Genomic DNA, 16,167 nt, shown 5'->3' with positions numbered 1-16,167 from the left:
GTCTGGGCTCAACGCGCCGCGACCGCGCGCTTCTCGACGAGATCGAGGAGCTGACGGACGGTCTGGATGCCGACGAGCTGCTCGTCCGGGATCTGCACGCCGAGCTCGCGCTCCATCTGACCCACGAGCTCGAGCATGCCGAGCGAGTCGATGCCGAGCGCCGCGATCTTCGCGTCCTCGGTGACGTGGCTGAAGTCCTTCTCGGCGATCTCGCTCGCCATCCGCTGGAACGTCTTGATCAGCTCGGAACGGTTCATCGGTCTTCTTCTTTCGATCTGGCCGGAGGCGCTCGGCCGCTCAGGCCGACACCGGATGCTCTTCGAGCTCGCCGCTCTCCCACATCGCGCGGGTCTTACGGCGCTGGGCCTTGCCGCTCGAGGTCTTGGGCAGCGCGCCCACCGCGCAGATCGCGACGTGCGCGGGCGTCAGGCCGAAGCTCTTCTGGATCGCCTCGGCGATCTCGGTGCGCAGGCGCGCGGCGTCGCCGCTGTTGCCCTCGGCCGCGATCACGAGCTGCTCGACGCCGTCCTTCATCACGCTGAACGCGACGACGTTCCCGCGGCGCACACCCTCGATCTCACCGACGGCCCACTCGAGATCCTGCGGGTAGTGGTTCGCGCCGTTCAGGATGATGAGATCCTTCACGCGGCCGCAGATGTACACGTTGCCATCCGCGACGTAGCCGAGGTCGCCCGTCCAGAGCCAGCCGTTCTTGAACGACTCGGCGCTCGCCTCGGGGTTCTCGAAGTAGCCCTCGGTGACGCTCGGGCCCTTGCTGAGGATCTGACCGACGACGCGCTCGCCGACTGGCTGGCCGCTCTCGTCGACGATCGCGAGCTCGTGGCCGGGGAAGGGCACGCCGCACGAGACGAGCTCGAGGGCGTCCGCCGCGGTGCTCGGCGTCGCGCGACCGCTCTTCATCGCCGCGCCGTCGACGCGATCGACGATCATCTCGGTGCTGCGCTGGTGGAACGTGATCGCGAGGCAGCTCTCCGCCATGCCGTAGCTCGGCAGGAGCGCGTTGCTCTTGAAGCCCGCGGGGCGGAACTTCTCCGCGAACTCGATCAGCGTGCGGGCGCGGATCGGCTCGGCGCCGCAGCCCGCGACCCGCAGGCTCGAGAGGTCGAGCGCGGCGAGGTCCTTCTCGTTGCAGCGCTTGGTGACGAGCTGGTACGCGAAGTTCGGCGCGTAGGTGATCGTGCCGCGGTGCTTCGTGATGAGCTCGAGCCACATGCGCGGCATGCGCGCGAAGGTCGGCGTGGGCAGCAGCACGACGGGCAGATCGACGATCAGCGTGCCGAGCACGAAGCCGATCAGGCCCATGTCGTGGAAGAGCGGGAGCCACGAGACCCCGACGTCGTCGGGCGTGCGCGCCAGGCCGTGCGGGCCGAGGAACGACGTCGTGTTCGCGACGAGGTTGTGGTGCTTCACCATCACGCCCTTCGGGCGGTTGGTGGATCCACTCGTGAACTGGAGGAAGCAGAGATCGTCCGGCGTGACGACCGGCGGCGCGAAGGGCGGCGCCTGCCCGGTGAACCCGGTCTCGGTGTCGAGGATCGGCAGCGCCTCGAGGCCCTCGCGACCGCGCAGCTGATCCACGATGTCGCGGTTCTGCTGCATGCAGATGACGGCCTTCGCGTGCGAGGCCTTCACGATGTGCTCGAGGGTATCGACGTACTGGTCGGCGCCCTTGAACGACGCGCGCGGGAAGATCGGCACCGGGACGAACCCGCCGACGCTCGCGCCGAGGAAGCTCAGCACGAACTCGTGGTTCTCGGGGAGCACGAGCGCGACGCAGTCGCCTTTCCGCATGCCCAGCGCGGCGAGGAACGCGGCCCGGCGGTGCGCCTCGGCACGCATGGCCTCGTAGGGGAAGTAACGCTCCTGGCGATCGGCTCCGTAGAACCGGAAGCCGCGCGCCTCGCCGCCCGGCAGGCGGTCGAGCGCTTCGACGAGCGTCGAGGGGTAGGCCGTCATGGGCGCGCGCTTTCTATGGGGCGGTGAAGAGGCTGTCAAGGAGCGATGGAGGCCGAAATGCCCGGCAATTCCGGCCGTTCGGCCGAAGCCGAGAGGCCGATGCCCGGGCTCGTCACGACCTCGCGCTGCGGGGTGCGCGCGTGCACCAGCCGGGCGAACGCGAGCAGCCGGCGATGCAGCTCCTCGGGGTGATCCATGTGGGGCGTGTGCCCGTAGTGCTCGACGACCTGCAGCTTCGCGTGGGGCGGCAGGTGCCGGCGGAAGAAGTCGAGGTGCGTCGGGTGCAGGATGCGGTCGGCCGCGCCCCAGACGACCTGGATCGGCATGCGGAGGCGACCGAGCTCGCGCGCGCAGAGCAGGTCCTCGGGCTTCACGCGCTCGAGGAGGTCGCGCAGGCCGGGGCGCTCGAACTGCTTGCGGGTGCCCCACGCGAGCACCTGGCGCATCGGGTGCGGCTTGGCGAAGAGGCGGTCGACGAAGTCGAGCGCCTCGTCGTGGGTGCGGAGGCGGAAGCGATCGACGAACGCGTCGAGCTCGGCCGCGTCCATCGGCGCGCCGCCGGGGGCGACGAGGAAGAGGCCGCGCACCTTCTCGGGGCGCTCGAGCGCGAGCGTGAGGGCCGCGGCGCCGCCCAGCGAGTTGCCGAACACGATGCACGGCTCGTCGACGACGCGGTCGATGGTCTCGAGCATCGCGCGGCGGCACGCGCTCTCGTCGAGGCCGGCGGCCGGCATGTCGCTGAGGCCGTGGCCGAGCATGTCGGGCGCGACGAGGCGCTTGGCGTGGGGGCGCATGCGCAGCAGCACGCCCTCGTAGAGGTGCCCGGCGGCCGAGAATCCGTGGAGCACGAGGAGCGGCGGCAGCGAGCCGCGGCCGGCCGCCTCCAGGACGTGCACGTGGCCGGCGCTCGTACGGACTCTGCGGCTCGTGAAGCCACGGAGCTGGAGCTGTCCGACGAGGAAGCGATCCGAGAGCTGCATGAACGTGTGCGGCACGACGGGACGATCATGATACACGTCGCGTGCCGAGCGGAATTCATGACGTTTCGAGGCTGAGAACCGGGTCGGAGCGCGTGGCTTGCTACGCACTGCGTCGAGCGCTTCGCGGGGCACGACGGGGTTGATGTGGGCCGCTCGATCGCCGAAGGTCGTGCCCATGCGCCTCCGAGCCGTGTCGTCGTTCGTCGTCCTCGCCAGCTTGGTGTGGACGGTCGCCGCGGGATTCTCGACGAGAGCGGACGCGAGATGCGCGCCGCAGGGCCTCGCGCCGCGTGTGCTGACGCCGGTGACCGCGAGCCTTCCGCGCGACGGCGGGGGGATCGTCGTCGCGATGGTGGGCTCGAGCGGCGGCCAGGACGTCGCGATGCCGAGCGGCGTCCAGCTGGTGCGGGGGCGGCGGACCCAGGATCTCGTGGCGCGCGAGCTCGCGCCGGGGCTCGTGCGGTTCGCGGCAGCGACGCGGCTGACGCCGGGCACGTTCAACGCGCCGGCGCTCGGGCCGACCAGCTCGATCGCGGTGGGACGCACGCCGCTGCCGGGGGTGCCGACGCGGCCCTCGGTGACCGAGCTGCGGAGGGTCGCGGCGACCGGCATGTCGTCGCGCCGGACGCCGCGCACCGAGGTGCGGGCGACGCTGGAGTTCCCGGTGCCCGCGGGGATCGTCGCGATCGTGGTGGGCTGGGGCGAGGACGGCGCGCCCGCGGCGTGGCAGCCGGCGATCGAGGGCCAGCGCGAGGTGGTCGTGTGGAGCGAGCCGGCGCGCTGTGCGAGCGCGCCCGAGGGGACGATCGCGCCGCCGGAGGGCGAGGGCGCGAGCGGGCGCATCGCGTTCGTCGATGCGTACGGGCAGGTCTCGCCGTTCTCGGCGCCGGTGCCGCTCCGCTAACGCGAGACGCGTAGGGTGATCGTCGCGGTCGCGCCGGCGGGCGCGGCGCGCAGGGTGAAGCGAGCCCTCGAGGGGCCGAGGATCGCGATCAGACCGCGGGCGCGGTGGGCGCGCGAGAGGGCGAGCGATTCGCGCTCGGTGGACGCGGGGCGCGCGACGATCTCGACGCGCAGGCTCCGGTCGGCGCGGAGGAGGTCGGCGATGGCGCGGATCTGCGCGCGGTCGACGCTCGACTCGACGGCACCGTCGTGTGGGAACTCGATGCGCAGCGCCACGCCGCGCGCGAGCTCGGGCGGGATCTCGTCGGTGGTGCGCGGAGCGCTTCGCGGCTCGGTGCGCAGAGGCGGCGGCGGCGCAGTGGCCGCGAGCTCGACGGGCGCGCCGAGCAGCGACGCGAGCATGCGCTCTCGCGCGCGGTAGGACGCTGCGTAGCGATCACAACGCGCGCCGCACGATGCGCGCTCGATCCGGGCGAGCTCGGCGCGCAGCGAGAGCGGGCGGACCATCGCGCTCGTGGGCTCGTTCCACCACGCGCGCTGCGGCGTCGCGATCCAGTACGCGTCGCTCGTGATCGATGCGATCTCGAGGCGTCCGTGCGCACCGCGGCGCGTGCGGACGCGCGCGATCACGGCGTCGCGCACCGAGGGCTCGGGCGCGTGCACGCGATCGTCGTCGACGTCCATCACCGCGACGAGGTTGCCGAGCGACCAGAGCACGGGCACCTCGCGCCCATCGCTCGCGACGACGCGTCCCGCGGGCGCAGGCTGGTGCGGGCCGTGCGCGTATACGAGATCGGCGCCCGCGTCGGCCGCGGCGCGCACCAGGCGCTGCATGGTGCGGGTCGGTCGATCGTCGAGCGGGCTCGTCCAGTGCAGGCTCACCACGACGAGCTCGGCATCGCGACGCGCGGCGCGCACCGACTCGGTGATGCGCGCCTCGCTCGCGATCGCGATGCGCGGTGCATCGGGATCTCCGTCGCGCACGCGCCGGTTCGTGCCCTCGCTGAACGCCGCGACCGCGATGCGATGGCCGCTCGCGTCGAGCACGATCGCGCGCGAGGCGTCGTCGAGGTCGCGCCCCGCGCCGATCGTCGGGAGCTGGGCGCGCGCGGTGTGCGCCAGCGTGCTCGCGAGCCCCGCGACGCCTTGGTCGTATGCGTGGTTGTTGGCCACGGTGAGCGCGTCCACGCCCACCTGCGAGAGCGCGTCGAGCAGCTCGGGCGGCGCGGCGAACGTGGGCGCGTCGTGGTCGGGGCCACGCTCGTGGGTGCGCGGCGCGACCGGGGTCTCGAGGTTCACGATCGCGAGATCGGCGCGCGAGAGCGCCGGGCCCATCTCGGCGAGGAGCTCGCGCAGCGCGGGGGCGGGCGCGTCGCCGAAGAAGCGCTCGATCGCGTAGGTGATGTGGCCGTCGAAGATGACGTCCCCGCCGAGCGCGAGCTCCGGGCCGGTCTCGTCCTGCGCGCGCACCGGCGCGAGCGCGAGCAGGAGCGCGGCGAGCACGACAGCGTGGCGAGCGAGGTCACGCACGACGCGACGGTACACCGAGCCGGGGCTTCTTCTATCCTCGCGCCCGCGAGGTGGTATCGATGTCGTGCTCGAGGGGCGTCGCTCTGTGTGCGCTGGTGCTCGCGATGGGAATCGCAGGCTGCGATGGATCCGATCACGAGCGGCCGCGCGTCGAGCTCGACGGTGCGAGCGGCGGCGCCGACGCGGGCCCAGTGAGCGGCGACGAGTGCGAGACGCTCGGTGACACCGGCGCGTGCAGCGGGACGATCGCGCGCTGGTGCGAGGGCGGCACGGTGCGCGAAGAGGACTGCGCGGACGATGGACGCGTGTGCGGAACGGTCGCGGGGCGGCATCGCTGCGCGGAGCCGCCGCCTCCCGAGTGCGGCGATCCGATCGAGCAGGAGCAGCTCCGGCTCACGAACGACGAGCGGGTGCGCGCGGGGCTCTCGCCGCTGGTGTGCGATCCCGGGCTGACGCGCGCGGCGCGGCTGCACTCGCAGGACATGTGCGATCAGGGCTACTTCGATCACGACTCGCTCGACGGGCGCACGTTCCGCGATCGCATCGACGCGCAGGACGTCACGTGGCGCGCGATCGGCGAGAACATCGCGCGGGGACAGCCGACGCCGGCGGACGTGCACGAGGCGTGGATGAACAGCCCGGGCCATCGCGCGAACATCATGGGCGAGCAGTTCGGGCGCATCGGGATCGGACACGTCGCGTGCGGCGGGACCGGGCCCTACTGGACGCAGGACTTCGCGGACTGATCAGAGGCCGGCGGCCGCGAGGTCCTCGCGCGTGAGCGCGCCGCACGCGAGGCCTCGCGCGAAGAACCCGCGGAGGCCGCGTCCGGTCGCGGCGTCGTCGAACGTCGCGCCGACGCGGGTCGCGCGCTCTCGCTCGGCGCGGAAGTTCGCCATGCGCGCGGTCGCGTCGGCGAGCGACGACAGGAAGAAGCCGTGCAGCGCGCCGAGGCGCGCGACGAGCTGCGCGGGATGGAGATCCCAGCCCTGCCACACGCCGAGCGCGATCGCCTCGCGGACGTGCTCCGCGTGCTCGCGCCAGCCTCCGTGCACCGCGGCACGTGCGTCCTCGGGGCTCGCACCCTTGGGCGCGAGGGGGAGGCGCGTCGTCGCTCCGTCCGAGACGTGCACGTCGCGACCGGCGAGCGCGAGCTGCGCGCGCAGGAGCGCGTCGACGCAGATCGGGTGGTGCAGCGTCTGGTGCGGCGCGGGCACGTCGATCGACGCGGAGAGATCGTACGCGCCGAGGTGCACGCCCGAGAGGCGGCCTTCGCACGCGTCCGGCCATCGCGAGAGAGGGCACGCGCCGCTCGCGTCGATCAGCGCGCGCGGCGTCTCCATCATCGCCTCGATCGTGATCGCACCGCGCGCGAGCCCGAGCTGGGCCTCGAGGCGATCGAGCGCGCGCGCGAGCAGGCGTAGCGCGTCCTCGGACTCGACCTTCGGGAGCGTGACGACGAACGTCGAGGGCAGTCGCCCGGCCTCGGTCACGAAGAGCTCGAGCGTGCGCAGCGCGCGGCGCGCGGTCTCGCCCTCGAGCGGGCGGATGCGGATCCCGATCGACGGGGGCAGCGTCCCGGCGTCGAGCCCTCGCGCGAGCTCGTGCGCGGCGCGCTTCGCGTCCGCGTCTTCTTCTTCGTCGGAGTGCGGCCCGTAGCCGTCCTCGAAGTCGATGCGGAAGTCCTCGACGGGCTCGCGCTCGAGCTTCTGCCGGACGCGCTCGTGCACCAGCGCGGCGGAGCGCGGATCGTTGCCCAGCGCGCGCGCGAGCTCGAGCGGCGTGCTCGCGTGCTCGTCGAGCGCGCGGAGCGCGATCGCGCCGAGCTTCTTCGAGAGCTCTGCGGTGAAGCGCGGGGCGCCGGCGTACACCACGTGCACCGGCTGACGCCGCGGCGCGGCCGTCGTGCTCGATGCGAGCGCGGTGAGCGCGCGCGCGATCTCGGGATCGTCCTCGAGCATGATCAGCGGATCGCGCGTCGCGCGCGGCTCGCGAAGCTGCCCTCGGGCGCGAGCTGGAGGTAGCGCTCGTACGCGGCGCGCGCGTCGGGCGCGTTCTCGCCGGCGAGCGCCTCGCCGAGGTGGAAGAACGCCTCGGCCGGGACGCCGGCGACTGCGGTCGCTTCGCGCAGCTTCGTGCGCGCGGTCTCCATGTCGCGGCTCATGAGCGCGACGCGCCCCTCGAGCATCGAGAGCCGGGCGTGCAGGCGCGGCGGACGGATGCGCGACGTCAGCGACGTGCGGGCACGCGCGAGGAGCGGAGCCGCATCGCGCTCGGCCTCGCCGCGCACGTAGAGCTCGGCGCGCCCGATCAGCGCCTCGGGCGAGTCGGCGTCGAGCGCGAGCGCTTGCTCGTACGCCGCCGCCGAGGGCTCGACCTGGCCGGCCGCGAGCAGCGCGTCGCCGTAGAGCGCGAGCACCGTCGGAGATGCCTGCTGCCCGCTGCCTTCCGCGGGGAGCAGCGCGCGCAGATCGCGGATCGCATCGCCGGCGCGACCGCGCGCGAGCGCGAGGCGCGCACCGGTCAGGCGCGCGGGCGCGGACTCGCGATCGCCCTCGCGAACGCCCTCCATCTGCACCTGCGCGTCGTCGAGACGACCGAGCCCGATCAGCGCCTCCACGCGCCCGAGCCGTCCCGTCGCCGCGAGCGAGAGCCCACCCGCGCTGCCCGCGGCGCGCGAGAGCTCGCCGTAGAGCCGCTCCGCCGCCTCGTCCTCGCCCATGTCGAGCAGCAGACCGCCGAGCGCGATCTTCGCGTCGACGTGCTCGGAGCGCAGCGCGATCGCGCGCTCGAAGCTGCGCTTGGCGCCCTCGCCGTCGCCCTGCATGCGGCGCGCGCGACCGAGGAGATAGTGACCGTCGGCGTCGTCGGGCGAGGCCTGTGCGACTTGCTCGAGCGCGCGCGTCGCGGTCTCGGGATCACGCGCGCGCAGCGCGGCTTCGCCGAGCGCGAGGCTCGCCACCGGATCGCCCGGGTTGTCGCGCGCGAGCTGGCGCGCCGCCGCCAGCATCGGTGCAGGGTCGCCGGTCTGGACGCCGATGCGGATGCGCAGCGCGCGCAGCTCGACGTTCGCGTCCTCGTGCTCCTGGACGTACTGGTCGAGCGCGGCGCCCGCGCCCGCGAGCGCTTCCTCGCTGCCCACCAAGATCGCGGCGCGCCCCGTCATCAGCACGACGTCGGGATCGTCGGCCGGCAGCTGCGCGAGCGTCGCGATCGCGCGCTCTCCGTTGCGGCGCTCGAGATGGATGTTCGCGAGAAGCTTACGGAAATCGACGCTCGACGGGCTGCCGCGCACCGCCGCCGTCGCCGCGTACTCGGCCTGGACGAGGCGCCCCGCCGTCATCGCCGCGCGCGCCATCAGCGCGAGCAGGCGCGGCTCCTGCGCGCCCGCGCTCAGCGCCGCGTCGACCGCTGCGGCCGCGCGCTCGTGCTCGCCCTGACGACGCAGCAGGCGCGCACGCGTGAGCTCGGTGAGCACACGATCCGTCGGCGCGCCGTGCTCGAGGCGGGCCTCGATGGGCGCGAGCGCCGCGATCGCCTCGGCGGGATCGCGATCGTCGGCGGTGAGGAACGCGCGCCACAGCTGCGCCCGCAGGTTCTCGCCGTCGCGCGCGAGCACCTGATCGATCAGCGTGACCGCTTCCTCGGGCCGACCCTCGTCGTGGCGCGCCTCGGCGAGGGCGATCGCCGCGGCCGTGAGCTGCGCGTCGCGACCGACCGCCTGCTGCAGGTGCTCGAGCGCGGTGTCCACGCCGAGGCGCTGCTCGAGACGGCCCGCGACGTAGAGGAGGCCCGCCTGCTCCGCGCCGCCGTTCTCGAGCGCGTGGCCGATCGCGGTGCGCGCCGCGTCACGATCGCCTTCGCCCGCCGACATCACCGCGCGCGCGGCGTGGAGCCACTGCGCGTCGGCCTCCATGCGCTCGGCGCGCGCGATCGTCGGGCGCAGATAGCCCACCTCGAACGCGCCGTCCTCGAGCGCGCGCTGCGCGTGCACGAAGAGCAGCACCGTCGAGTTGGTCGCGTCGTTGGGGTTCAGCTCGCGCGCCTCGCGCAGGTGGCGCTCCGCGTCGACGAGGCGCTGGTGATCGCCAATGCGCGCTTCCTCGCGCGCCTGCGCGACGAGCTCGGCGGCGCGCGCGTGGCGCTGCTCGACGTACTTCTGCCAGCCGAACCAGCCGCCCGCGACGAGGCCCGCGGTGAGCACCCATGCCGCTGCCATCCACAGGCCGATGCGCGTGCCGGTGACGCCCGCTTCCTTGCGGGGTGCCCACGCGGCCACGTCGCCGGTGGGCGGCTCGAAGATGCCCTGCGACTCGAGCATGCCGAGGATCTCCTCGACGTCCTCGGGGCGACCGGCGTCCGCGCCGCTCTCGAAGTCGGGCTCGGGCGGCGGCACTTCCTCGTCGCTCGGCGCGACCAGCTCGGCGTCCTCGGGCTCCGGCTCGGGCGGTCGGGCCGACGCGCGCGCGAGCGGCGGCGGGCGCACGCTCTCGGGAGGCGGCGCGGGCGAGACCGCGGGCTCGGCGAGCCGCGGCGGCGGCGCGGCGGGCACGTCGTCGATCGCGCGGCGAGCCGGTACGGGACGCGCGGCGAAGGGATCGGGGATCGGCGTCGGGCGCTGGCGCGGCGGTGCGATCGGCTCCTCGCTGCGCGCCGGCTCCGCGGGCCGCAGCGGGGCCGGAGGCGTCGGCGCGCGCGGGGTGAGCGGCGGCGGCACCGACGACGCCGGGGCGGGCGCGCGCGGCGCGGGTCGGGCTGCGGCGGGCACCGGTGCCGCGGGCGTCGCAGGCTTCGCCGCGACCGGCGCCGGCTTCGCGGCGGGCGGGATGCCCGCGCCGAGCGGCAGCGTGGCCCTGTGCGGGCGCGAGAGCGGACGGCCCGGCGCGCCGAGCCCGGGCGCGGCAGCCGGCGCGGGCGCATCGCCGCCGCGTGGCTCGAGCGGTCGGGTCGCGGTCGCCGCGGCCATGGGCTGCAGCGCCTTCACGATGTCCTGCCGATCCATCAGCGAGGTCGGCGAGTCCTCTTCCTCCGGCAGCGCGTGGGCCTCGCGTCGCACCGGCGCGGGCGAGGGCGGGCGCGTGCTGTTCGCGAGCTGCGCCGACACCTCGGCGCGCACCACCGTGCGCTCCTCCGGCAGGTCGTCGTCGTCGGTCGCGAGCGAGGGCACGCCGACGTCGGCCTCGCTGTCGGCGATGCGCGCGAGCCGCTCGGCGCGCGCGTGGAGCGTCTGCACCGCGCGATCGTCGGCGTCGATCGCGCGTGCACGCTCGAGCACCTTGATCGCGCGCTGGGGATCGCCGCGCTTGAGGAGCACCTCGCCGAGCCAGCGGAAGGGCTCCTTCTGAGCGGGCGCGATGCGCGCCGCCTTGAGCAACGCCGCCTGCGCGCGCAGCAGATCGCCCGCCGCGTAGTGCGCGCGTCCGTCGAGCACGAGCAGCGAGAGATCGTCGGGCGCGCCCCGCAGCCCTGCCGCGGTCACGTCGATCGCGTCGACCGCACGATCGGCCTGCAGGAGATCCGCGGCGAGTCGGCTCGCGTCCTCGCTGCCCGGACGGGTGCGGAACCGCAGGAGCCGCGTGTCGAGCTCGTGCGCCGAGCTGGTGCCGGGGGGCTTCGCCACGGCGGCATCCTACCAAAAGGGGTCGAGCGCGCGCCCTTCATTCGCGCGCGCGGGGGAGCCGCCCCCGGCCGCACGGGCAGGGATGCGCGTCTATCGTTTTATGGCGATGATCGAGATCGTGAATCGCTTCATTGCGAGGTCGAGATCGGCTGCGTTATCGTCCGCTGCCGATGAAGGACGCGATGTTTTCGCGCGACTCCGACGATGTCCGCGCCGAGCCGGCGCCGGACCTGCGCCCGGTCGAGGGACCGGAAGCGGACGAGGACCTGGCCCGCCTCGCCAAGGCGCTCGGTCACCCCACGCGCGTGATGATCCTGCGTCGCGTCCGCGTGCGCGACGGCTGCACCTGCACCGAGCTCGTCGGCGAGCTCGGCCTCGCCCAGTCGACGGTCTCCGAGCACCTGCGCGTGCTGCGCGAGGCCGGCCTGGTGCACGCGACCGATGGCGAAGCGCCGCGCAATCCGTACCGCGCCGACGTGCATCGGCTGCGACGGCTCAAGGCGCTCGTCGGCTCGCTCTAGCCGTCGGCGAGGGGCGCGAACGCGCTCGTCTCGAACCAGCGATCGATGGTGGGGCCGAGCTCCTGGAACGCGCGCGGCGAGCCCATCGCCGTGACGATCAGCTGCTCACGCGCTGCGACGGAGCGCCGCTCGCGGATGCGCAGAGGTGTGCCGTGATCGGTCCCGATCCCGTTCACGAGCGCTTCGATCGCGGGCAGGGCGCGCTTCATCGTGAGCTGCGTCGCGTCGCGCACCTCGACCGACTCGATCGTCGCGAACAAGGGCCCGAACGCGGCACGCCAGTCGGTCGCCCGGGGATCTTCGGGGAGATCGCGGGTGGGCTCGAGCGTGTAGATCTTCGCGAGCAGCGCGAGCGGCTCCGGCGGCGCGATGCGCACGTACCGGAGCACCATCGCGGTGAACCCGTCCCCGCGGCGCGCGTCCTCGGCGTGGTCCCAGCCGTCTTCCGTCGGCGCCTCGATGACACGAACCGCGCCGTCGAACGCGGTGTGCGCGACGATCCGCGGGAGTGGATCACGGCGGCCGAAGATCTTCGAGAAGAAGCTCATGGTCGCGACGTCATACCGGACGTTCGCGCGCGTGCCGCTCGCGCGAAGCCTCCGTAAGTCAGTCGGGGTCTTCGATCTTCCAGACGCCGTCCTCGCGCACCAGCTGGGCGCGGTAGCGCTCGCCCCACGGCATCACCGCGTGATCGCCGCGCTCCTCGATCGGCGCGCCGCCATCGAGCGCCGCGCGCAGGCCCGCTGCGAGCCGCTCGATCTCCTCGCGCGACTCGCCCTCCCAGCGCGCGCGCAGCGTGTCCTCGCTCATCCCTTCGGCGTCCGCCGCGGGCACGAGCCGCAGCACCACGTCCCATCGGCGCCGCGCGATCGCCCGCACGAACGAGCGCAGCGCCTGGCGCGGCGTCCGCTGCCCGTAGTAGTCGACGACGTCGCTCGCGACGCGCCATCCCGACGGATCGCGCACGAAGCGCACCGGATCTTCGCCCTCGATCGCGACGGTCGCCTCTTGCTCCGCCGGTCCCGCCGGGCGATCGAGCGCCTCCGCGAGCGCGCGGATCTCGTCGGGGCTCTCGCGCATCCAGCGCGCGAAGTCTTCCTCGCGGACCCGACGTCGATAGCCCTCCGAGGTCAGCGCGTACGCGCGCGACGCATCGCCCTCGCGCAACGCCCGCGCGAACGCAGCGAGCGACTCCTCCGGGCTCGCGGTCGCGGCACCTCCGCCGCACGCCGCCGCGCTCGAGATCACCGCCGCGGCGATCAGCGCACGAGCACCACGAATCATCGCTCGCCGCCCTCGCGCCCTCTGCGCCGGCGACCCTCGGCCGGCGCGGTGTCGGTCGGATGCAGGATCGTGAACTCGACGCGCCGGTTCAGCGCGCGCCCTTCCGGCGAGTCGTTCGGCGCGACCGGGTGCTGCGAGCCGTAGCCGCGGAACTCGAGGCGCTCGCGCGGCACGCCGCGTGACACGAGGTACTCGACGACCGCGCGCGCACGGCGGAACGAGAGGTCGGTGTTGTACTGCGCGACGCCCTGATCATCGGTGTGCCCTTCGATGCGCACGCGGAGCTCCGGCGAGAGCTGACCGATGACCTCCGCGACCTGATCGAGCAAGGGCGTGCTCACCGAGCGGATCGTGTCGGTGTCGAACTCGAAGTAGATGCGCTCGGAGATCAGGATGCGGGTGTCGGTGACCGTCACCGCGATCGCGTTGGGGCCGGGCTCGGGGCAGCCGTCTTCGTCCTGAAAACGATCGGCGTCCTCGGGCTCCATCGGGCACTGATCGCTGCCGTCGGCGACGCCGTCCTCGTCGTTGTCGGGCTCGGGGCAGCCGTCTTCGTCGCGGAACGCGTCGACGTCCTCCGAGAGCATCGGGCACGCGTCGTTCGCGTCGAGCACGCCGTCGGCGTCGTTGTCGGTGTCGGGGCAGCCGTCGTCGTCGGCGAACTCGTCGACGTCCTCGGGATCGTTGCGGCACGCGTCGAGCACGTCCTCGAGGCCGTCGCGATCGTTGTCGAGATCGGCGCAGAAGTCTCCGTCCTCGAAGCCGTCGAAGTCCTCGGGCCCGCCGACGCAGGGATCGCGCTCGGTCGCGTAGCGGAACGTCAGCACGCCGCGCGCGAGCGGCGCGCCGTAGCCGCCGTGGATGCCGAAGCCCACCGCGGCCTCGAGCGTCATGCCGTCGCCGAGCGCGACGCGCGCGCCGGCGTTCGCGTCCCACGGCACCTCGTTCTCGCGCACCGTGCGACCGCCCGTGCCCACACGCAGCTGCGTGTCCACCACGATCGACACCTGCGGCGCGATCGGCACCTCGCCGCCGAGCGCGATCTGGAGCTCGTCGTCCTGCTCGAAGCCGGGTAGCGATCGACGCTGGCGGAAGCGATAGCCGAGCTCGCCCGCGAGCCGCACGACCCCGAGGTCCCACGCCGCCACGATCTCGGGCAGCGTCGTCCAGTAGCCCATGCCGAGGAACGCGCCCGAGTCGCCGGTGGGCAGCCCGACGACGAGCCTTCCCGCGAGCGAGAAGTCGCCGCGCACGATCGGCATCTTCATCGACAGGCGCATGTCCGAGAGGCCTGCGACCAGCGAGCGCGAGAGCTGCGGCGCGAGCGCGTCGTCCGCGACCTCCGCGACCGCGACCGGCAGCGCGAGCCCGAGCTCGATCCACTCGAAGAGACCGATCGCCGCGAGCAGCTCGCCCTGGAAGAGATGCGACATCACCGGCTGCGTCGAGCCTTCGGGATCGACGCGCACGAAGGGCTCGCCCGCGTAGCTCGCCGCGATGCCGAACACCGCGTTCAGGTGTCGCGGCACGCCGGGACGATCGATGACGAACGTCGATCCGACGGCGGCGGGCGGGTTGTACAGCTGCAGATCGAAGCCGCGTGGAGGCTGCGCCTCGGCGACGGCTGGAGCGCCCCCGAAGGCGGCGGCGACGAGCGCTGCGATCAGCACGCGCCCGAGCCCCCGGCTCGCCGCGCGAAGAGAAGGGATCACGAGCGGGATGCTAACCGCGCATCGCGCTCGGGTGGAAGTCATGCGCGGCTGCGCAGCGCCTCGAGCGCCTCGCGCAGGTCGGGCGGCAGCGGCGTCTCGAAGCGCAGCGTCTGCTTCGTGATCGGGTGCACGAAGCCGAGCACCGCCGCGTGCAGCGCCTGTCGTCCTCCGAGCTTCTCCGCGACCTCGCGCACGAACGGATCGTGCGGCGCGCGCCCGTAGAGTGGATCGCCGAGCAGCGGAAAGCCGTGCTCCGAGAGGTGCACGCGGATCTGATGGGTGCGCCCGGTCTCGAGCCGGCACCGCACCAGCGACGTGCCGCGCAACGACTCCACGCGCTCCACGTGCGTGACCGCGCGCTTCCCGCGCACGACCTTGCCGCTGAACTTCTTGCGATCGCGCGGGTGACGGCCGTGCAGCGTGTCGTAGGTCGCGCGCGCCGGGTGCTCGCCCTCGCAGATCGCGAGGTACGCGCGCTCGATCGAGTGCGCCGCGAATTGCGCGGTGAGCCCTTCGCGCGCCGCGGGCGTGCGCGCGACGACCATCACGCCGCTCGTGAAGCGATCGAGGCGGTGCACGATCCCCGGGCGCGGCGGTCCGGTCGGGATCGCATCGTCGTCGTCGCTCGCGCTCGCGGGCTCGTCGATCGTGATCCCGAACCGGAAGAGCAGGGCGTTCACCAGCGTGCCGTCGGCGTGGCCCGGCGCGGGATGCACCACGAGCCCCGCGGGCTTGTCGATCACCGCGAGGTGCTCGTCCTCGTGCAGCACGACGAGCGGGATGTCCTGCGGCGTCGCGTCGCTCGGGGGCGGCGGCGCGGGCACGACGTGCACCTTCGCGCCCGCCTTCGCGCGCGTCTTCGAGATCACCGGCGCGCCCGCGATCGTCACGCGCCCTTCGTCGATCCAGCGCTGGAACGTCGAGCGCGAGATCGACGGGCACATCGCGGCGAGCACGCGATCGAGCCGGTCTCCGTCGTGCGCCTCCGCGATCTCGAGATCGAAGGGAGCGCTCGGATCGCTCACCACATCTTCGACTGCACGTGGCCCTTCGAGCGCACGAGGATGTCGATGATCGCGCGATCGTAGAAGCCACGCGCGTAGAGCTCGGGCGCGACGCGGCTCTTGAAGAGCGCGCGGCCCTCCTCGATCTCCTCGGCGAGCACCTCGAAGAGGTTGTCGCTCTGGATGCCCTGCACGATCTTCTCCTCGTTGTAGAGCGAGAGATCGCTCGCGATCGCGCGTGCCAGACGACGTGCAGCCTCTTCGGTCTCGATCAGCGCCATGGGCTCCTGCTTCCGAAAGCGACTCGCATCCTAACGCGGTGCGCGCGCGAGAGTGAACTAACTGCGGGCCGGCGAGACGCGCTCCTCGCGCGCCACGGCGTAGCGGATCTTCACGTCGCGCCCCAGCGCCTTCCGGACCGCCGGCCGCACGATGCGGTGCTGCACGTAGGGCGCCCCGGGATCCCCGCGGAACGCGCCGGTCAGCGTGAGCACGAGCTCCTCGCCGTCGAACGACACGAGCTCGATGCCGCCGCCGTCGGCCTCCAGCAATGGCCGCAGGATCTCGTCGATCATCCGTTCGAGGTCGGCGCGAGGGCTCAAGACGCGGCGAGCATACCTCGCTGCGCACGGCGGC

The 16,167-nt window shown here is 73.4% G+C and carries 15 protein-coding genes; 3 read left to right on the top strand and 12 right to left on the bottom strand.

From position 1 onward, the window contains the following. Positions 1–8 precede the first annotated feature (8 nt). Genes I5071_RS17735 through I5071_RS17725 form a run of 3 tightly spaced genes read right to left on the bottom strand, consistent with a single transcriptional unit; the run spans position 9 to position 2,972 of the window. The gene (locus tag I5071_RS17735; RefSeq protein WP_053232962.1) at positions 9–257 is read right to left on the bottom strand and encodes an acyl carrier protein; all 249 of its coding nucleotides are present in this window, start codon (positions 255–257) and stop codon (positions 9–11) included. Positions 258–297: 40 nt separating this feature from the next. Then, positions 298–1,977, bottom strand: coding sequence for a fatty acyl-AMP ligase (locus I5071_RS17730; RefSeq protein WP_236606658.1), 1,680 nt, complete (start codon positions 1,975–1,977; stop codon positions 298–300). A gap of 35 nt (positions 1,978–2,012) precedes the next feature. Then, positions 2,013–2,972 (bottom strand): alpha/beta fold hydrolase, encoded by a 960-nt coding sequence (locus I5071_RS17725; RefSeq protein WP_236606657.1) that lies wholly within the window; start codon positions 2,970–2,972, stop codon positions 2,013–2,015. Between the two features lie 160 nt (positions 2,973–3,132). Here I5071_RS17725 and I5071_RS17720 point away from each other — a divergent pair, with 160 nt between their 5' ends. Continuing rightward, positions 3,133–3,861: a hypothetical protein gene (locus tag I5071_RS17720; protein ID WP_236606656.1), complete on the top strand. Its 729-nt coding sequence runs from the start codon at positions 3,133–3,135 to the stop codon at positions 3,859–3,861. Here I5071_RS17720 and I5071_RS17715 read toward each other — a convergent pair. Continuing rightward, entirely contained in the window at positions 3,858–5,390 is a 1,533-nt protein-coding gene (locus I5071_RS17715) for a CapA family protein (protein WP_236606655.1), read from the bottom strand. The two genes, I5071_RS17720 and I5071_RS17715, sit on opposite strands and share 4 nt — an antisense overlap. A 104-nt stretch (positions 5,391–5,494) precedes the next feature. Between I5071_RS17715 and I5071_RS17710 the strand changes: the two genes are divergently transcribed. Continuing rightward, complete coding sequence (locus I5071_RS17710; RefSeq protein WP_236607654.1) at positions 5,495–6,136, top strand: CAP domain-containing protein; 642 nt, start codon at positions 5,495–5,497, stop codon at positions 6,134–6,136. Here I5071_RS17710 and I5071_RS17705 read toward each other — a convergent pair whose 3' ends face one another. After that, positions 6,137–7,351, bottom strand: a complete 1,215-nt coding sequence (locus I5071_RS17705; protein ID WP_236606654.1) for a DUF6986 family protein — start codon at positions 7,349–7,351, stop codon at positions 6,137–6,139. Between the two features lie 2 nt (positions 7,352–7,353). Then, positions 7,354–11,010, bottom strand: coding sequence for a tetratricopeptide repeat protein (locus tag I5071_RS17700; RefSeq protein WP_236606653.1), 3,657 nt, complete (start codon positions 11,008–11,010; stop codon positions 7,354–7,356). A 170-nt stretch (positions 11,011–11,180) separates the two neighbouring features. Here I5071_RS17700 and I5071_RS17695 point away from each other — a divergent pair, with 170 nt between their 5' ends. Beyond that, on the top strand, positions 11,181–11,531 hold the full coding sequence (locus I5071_RS17695) for an ArsR/SmtB family transcription factor (protein ID WP_236606652.1): 351 nt from the start codon (positions 11,181–11,183) through the stop codon (positions 11,529–11,531). Here the strand turns inward: I5071_RS17695 and I5071_RS17690 are convergent. Genes I5071_RS17690 through I5071_RS17665 form a run of 6 tightly spaced genes read right to left on the bottom strand, consistent with a single transcriptional unit; the run spans position 11,528 to position 16,133 of the window. After that, positions 11,528–12,079 (bottom strand): hypothetical protein, encoded by a 552-nt coding sequence (locus I5071_RS17690; protein ID WP_236606651.1) that lies wholly within the window; start codon positions 12,077–12,079, stop codon positions 11,528–11,530. The genes I5071_RS17695 and I5071_RS17690 overlap by 4 nt on opposite strands. Positions 12,080–12,137: 58 nt before the next feature. After that, complete coding sequence (locus I5071_RS17685; RefSeq protein ID WP_236606650.1) at positions 12,138–12,815, bottom strand: hypothetical protein; 678 nt, start codon at positions 12,813–12,815, stop codon at positions 12,138–12,140. Then, on the bottom strand, positions 12,812–14,527 hold the full coding sequence (locus tag I5071_RS17680) for an OmpA family protein (protein ID WP_236606649.1): 1,716 nt from the start codon (positions 14,525–14,527) through the stop codon (positions 12,812–12,814). Before I5071_RS17680 ends, I5071_RS17685 begins: the two co-directional genes overlap by 4 nt. 38 nt (positions 14,528–14,565) lie before the next feature. Then, complete coding sequence (locus I5071_RS17675; RefSeq protein WP_236606648.1) at positions 14,566–15,552, bottom strand: RluA family pseudouridine synthase; 987 nt, start codon at positions 15,550–15,552, stop codon at positions 14,566–14,568. After that, positions 15,549–15,812 (bottom strand): hypothetical protein, encoded by a 264-nt coding sequence (locus I5071_RS17670; protein WP_053232972.1) that lies wholly within the window; start codon positions 15,810–15,812, stop codon positions 15,549–15,551. The genes I5071_RS17675 and I5071_RS17670 overlap by 4 nt, the downstream gene beginning before the upstream one ends. A 57-nt stretch (positions 15,813–15,869) precedes the next feature. After that, a complete protein-coding gene (locus I5071_RS17665; RefSeq protein WP_236606647.1) occupies positions 15,870–16,133 on the bottom strand; it encodes a NifU family protein in 264 nt (87 codons plus the stop codon). Positions 16,134–16,167: the final 34 nt, after the last annotated feature.

This window comes from Sandaracinus amylolyticus, assembly GCF_021631985.1.
Taxonomy (GTDB): Bacteria; Myxococcota_A; Polyangia; order Polyangiales; family Sandaracinaceae; genus Sandaracinus; species Sandaracinus amylolyticus_A.
The sequence above is the reverse complement of the archived record's forward strand: the minus strand, read 5'-3'. Positions and strand labels throughout refer to the sequence as shown.

Bases quoted from the DNA above. Each gene is read 5' to 3' on its own strand.
- I5071_RS17730 (WP_236606658.1), bottom strand. From the start codon at position 1,977: ATGACGGCCTACCCCTCGACGCTCGTCGAAGCGCTCGACCGCCTGCCG.
- I5071_RS17710 (WP_236607654.1), top strand. From the start codon at position 5,495: ATGGGAATCGCAGGCTGCGATGGATCCGATCACGAGCGGCCGCGCGTC.
- I5071_RS17735 (WP_053232962.1), bottom strand. From the start codon at position 257: ATGAACCGTTCCGAGCTGATCAAGACGTTCCAGCGGATGGCGAGCGAG.
- I5071_RS17685 (WP_236606650.1), bottom strand. From the start codon at position 12,815: ATGATTCGTGGTGCTCGTGCGCTGATCGCCGCGGCGGTGATCTCGAGC.
- I5071_RS17690 (WP_236606651.1), bottom strand. From the start codon at position 12,079: ATGAGCTTCTTCTCGAAGATCTTCGGCCGCCGTGATCCACTCCCGCGG.
- I5071_RS17705 (WP_236606654.1), bottom strand. From the start codon at position 7,351: ATGCTCGAGGACGATCCCGAGATCGCGCGCGCGCTCACCGCGCTCGCA.
- I5071_RS17720 (WP_236606656.1), top strand. From the start codon at position 3,133: ATGCGCCTCCGAGCCGTGTCGTCGTTCGTCGTCCTCGCCAGCTTGGTG.
- I5071_RS17695 (WP_236606652.1), top strand. From the start codon at position 11,181: ATGAAGGACGCGATGTTTTCGCGCGACTCCGACGATGTCCGCGCCGAG.
- I5071_RS17670 (WP_053232972.1), bottom strand. From the start codon at position 15,812: ATGGCGCTGATCGAGACCGAAGAGGCTGCACGTCGTCTGGCACGCGCG.